This is a genomic window from Acinetobacter sp. CY17 (genome assembly GCF_059515825.1).
In genome coordinates this window covers 1-3549 of sequence record NZ_JCAKMX010000053.1, presented here as the reverse complement: position 1 = coordinate 3549, position 3549 = coordinate 1, and the positions used below count along the sequence as shown (strand labels likewise).

The window sequence follows — 3549 nt, the reverse complement described above, 5'->3', positions numbered from 1 at the left end:
CGAGCTTTAGCGAGGGCATAGGGCTGTTTTTCGTGTAAAAACCTCTTTTCTTTTTTTTTTTTTCTTTTTTTCTTTTTTTAGAGGGGCTGAAAGCCTTGCTATATAAGGCTTTCAGGGCTCAAAAAGCGAGAAAATAACGGTTAAAAGCGAGAAAATAACGGTTAAAAGCGAGAAAATAACGGTTAAAAGCGAAAATAATGACTTAAAAACGAGTATTTTATTTTACTCGCAGTTGTGCAATAATTACTCAAAGTTCAACTAGGTTTTGTCATGAAAGAAACGAACCAGATTGTCAAAAAATCAAATGATCTAATCACAGCAAAATATCGACTAACGATCATTCAGCAATACGTTTTGCATCACGTCATTTCTCAAATCCACATTGAAGATACAGACTTTAAAAAATATGAGGTGAATGTTCGTAGCATTGCCGAAAATCATGGTATCGACACCAAAAATGCATATCGCTACATCAAAAAATCAGCCCTAGAGTTAAATAAACAACCAATCATCATTGGTGATGAGATCGAAGGCATAGCCATGAATTGGTTTTCATCGGTACGCTACAACAGCAATCGAGGGACATTACTTGTCGATTTTCACCCCGATTTAAAGCCGTATCTGCTTCAACTCCAAAGCTACTTCACGCAATATGAAAACAAGAATATTCAGCAGTTTAAGTGCGTTCATTCCTTACGATTTTATGAGTTTCTCAAGCAGAAACAGAACTTAGGAAAGGGCAAAGAATTCTATATTGAACTCACGCTTGATGAGATCCGTTCAATGTTTTGTTTTTCTGATAACGAATATAAAAAAGCGAATGATTTAAAACGTTTTGTGATTGCACCAGCGCTCAAAGAAATCACCGATCAAACCGATTTGATCATCACAGATACTCAATTTTTGAAGAAAGGACGCTCAATTCACTCGGTTTACATCACGGCCAAACCAAAAACAGCATCAAAAACGGTAAAAAACAAGGATTCTGGCGTTTCTAAGCAGAAAACCGTAGAAATCCCTACCAACATCGTAAAACAGCCTGAAAACGCAAATATGGACGTTTTAGAGCACCGTAAGAGTAAGATCACAGGTGCAATCATGGCGAATGGTCTAGCAGATCGCTTTAAACGTGGTGATGAGTCAGTCATGGACATGATGAAACGTATAAAACAAGAAATTTCAAATAATGATATAGCTGACCAATGGGAAAATAAGTTAGAAGAATTTGGAGTAGTTTTTTAAGTCTTTAAGGTTTATTTCTCACATTCCAAAATATTATTTTTATTTTTATTTTGTATTTTAATCAATGCTATAATTTTAAACAGATTGAATCTTTAAACACAAATAATCGGATATTATATGAAAAAATCATTACCTTTTTTATTACTTTCATCTGTTCTTCTTCTATCTGGTTGTGCAACCATGGGGAATCAAGTTTTAAAAAATGAAAGTGAAGCAACTGTTCAATCTAAAATTATAGAAAATAAAACAACCAAAGACGAAGTACGTAGAAACTTCGGATCACCTGATGAAACTAGTTTTACTGATAACGGTAAGGAAATTTGGAAATATGAATTTGCTAATATTAAAGCTGATGCTGTGAATTTTATTCCTGTCGTTAATTTATTTGGTTCATCTTCATCAGGAACTAAAAAACAATTAGTTGTTCTTTTTGACGGTAATACAGTATCTAAGTATTCAATGTCAGAGTCTGCTCACAGTGTTAAAACTGGACTTTTCCGTTAAAAGTTAACTCAAATTAACAACTGCAAGAGCATATTTTACTATTAAACTCAGTAGGTATGTTTTGTAGGCTAAAAAGACAAAAGAAGTTTCTTTTGTCTTTTTTTTGTTTATCAGAAATAATTTTTTAGCGAGTGTCTACGAGCGAAATGGTGAAAATTCGATTATTCCCCCCTCTGAAAAACTGCTTTTGCTTTTGAAAAGACATTAGCTTTGCTAATGGCCTTTCAAAGAAGAAATTTCTACTGATGAAATAGCTGACCAGTGGCAGAACAAGTTAGAAGAATTTGGTGTGATTTTTAATTAGAAAAAATCAAAATCAACTCTACTGTCCTGTCTTTTCTCTAGTATCTGTTCGCTAATAATTTTGATCATTCGATCAAGTTCTTCACGTTCACGCTCTCTTAAATGACGTTTTGCGTTCAAATAAGTCAGTACGTCATTTTGCATATCAATTAGAGCTTTTTCTGCTTTTCGTGCTTCTTGACGAGCGTTTTTTGTTTGTTCTGCAAGAGCTAAATCATCTTTTAAATCGTTAAGTACAGATCTAGCGCATCTTTCAGCATAATCATATTTGTCTTCGCCATAGTTAGGATCTGGTAAAAATATCTGCTTGTGAGGTTTTACCTCATCAAGTTCTTGATTAACTTTTGCATAATATTCTTTAATCCTAGTGTGCTTAGCTTTAGATCCTTCGATACCCCTTTCAAGCCCCAAATCTCGTACTTGATCAGCAAAATCACTCTGCATTTGTGACATTTTGGTACGACCGCCAAGCCATTTTTTACAGTTCAACTTGCCTGTTGCTTCATCTAGCGGCACAACATAAGCGATCAAATGTGGTGTTGTTTCATCTCGATGAATAGAAACAGCCACGACATTTTCAGAACCATATTGTTTTTCAAGCCATTTTTTGGATTTTTCAAAAAATTCGTCTTCTTTCTCAGTCCCCCACCCACTCCAGGTTGGGCTAGCAGTAATTAAATGCTCAATACAAAGCACCGCATCTGAACGTCTTTTCGGAGGTAATCGAAGCTGAATCGCATCCATTACGTCATTAGCTGATTTCAGTGTATGCGAATTTTTTATTGTTCGATCGACATCAGCATTAGGCGTTTCAATATCACGAAAATTATGTGCAAGCGACCCGCCGATATTGCCAAAAGTTTTTAGTTTTTCAGTTCTTAAAATCGCAAAATTATTTGTCATCAAAAAACCTCGTACTTATGTTAGTACAGTAAAAAATCGCGTTTATTACAGTTTCATAAATAATTGATTTTATTATTATTTTTAAAAACAAAAAACCGATGAAAAAAATTTATTTGAATAAAAGTGTACTCACTACACCTTTATAATAAAAAAACTCCGTATTTTGATGATAAAGGATCGTTCGAAAAACAACAATGTTTTTCATTTTTGAATTTTTAGCTATTTTTTCAGAACGAGTGTCTACGAGTGACACAACGGAAATTTACTTATTCCCCTCTCTGAAAAACTGCTTTTAAAAATATTGGCTGCTCGATAATTTTGACTATAGGGGTTTTGCTTTTTTCTTTTCTGCTTTTGGTTCTAAATCCCCATTTGAAAAAAACAGCCCCTCAACCGAGCTTTAGCGAGGTTAAAACGTCCGAGCTTTAGCGAGGGCATAGGGCTGTTTTTCGTGTAAAAACCTCTTTTCTTTTTTTTTTTTTCTTTTTTTCTTTTTTTAGAGGGGCTGAAAGCCTTGCTATATAAGGCTTTCAGGGCTCAAAAAGCGAGAAAATAACGGTTAAAAGCGAGAAAATAACGGTTAAAAGCGAGAAAATA

Annotated in this window: 3 protein-coding genes; 2 read left to right on the top strand and 1 reads right to left on the bottom strand. The window is 34.3% G+C overall.

Features of this window, described 5'->3' with window-relative positions; genetic code table 11:
• The first annotated feature begins 270 nt into the window (after positions 1–270).
• Both AC5YCI_RS16140 and AC5YCI_RS16135 read left to right on the top strand, forming a co-directional pair.
• Complete coding sequence (locus tag AC5YCI_RS16140) at positions 271–1242, top strand: replication initiation protein (protein ID WP_496175931.1); 972 nt, start codon at positions 271–273, stop codon at positions 1240–1242.
• 117 nt (positions 1243–1359) lie between these two features.
• Complete coding sequence (locus tag AC5YCI_RS16135; protein ID WP_496175930.1) at positions 1360–1746, top strand: hypothetical protein; 387 nt, start codon at positions 1360–1362, stop codon at positions 1744–1746.
• A 300-nt stretch (positions 1747–2046) separates the two neighbouring features.
• On the opposite strand, the gene mobV is transcribed toward AC5YCI_RS16135, so the two are convergent.
• Positions 2047–2952, bottom strand: coding sequence for a MobV family relaxase (mobV, locus tag AC5YCI_RS16130; RefSeq protein ID WP_496175929.1), 906 nt, complete (start codon positions 2950–2952; stop codon positions 2047–2049).
• Between the last annotated feature and the right edge of the window lie 597 nt (positions 2953–3549).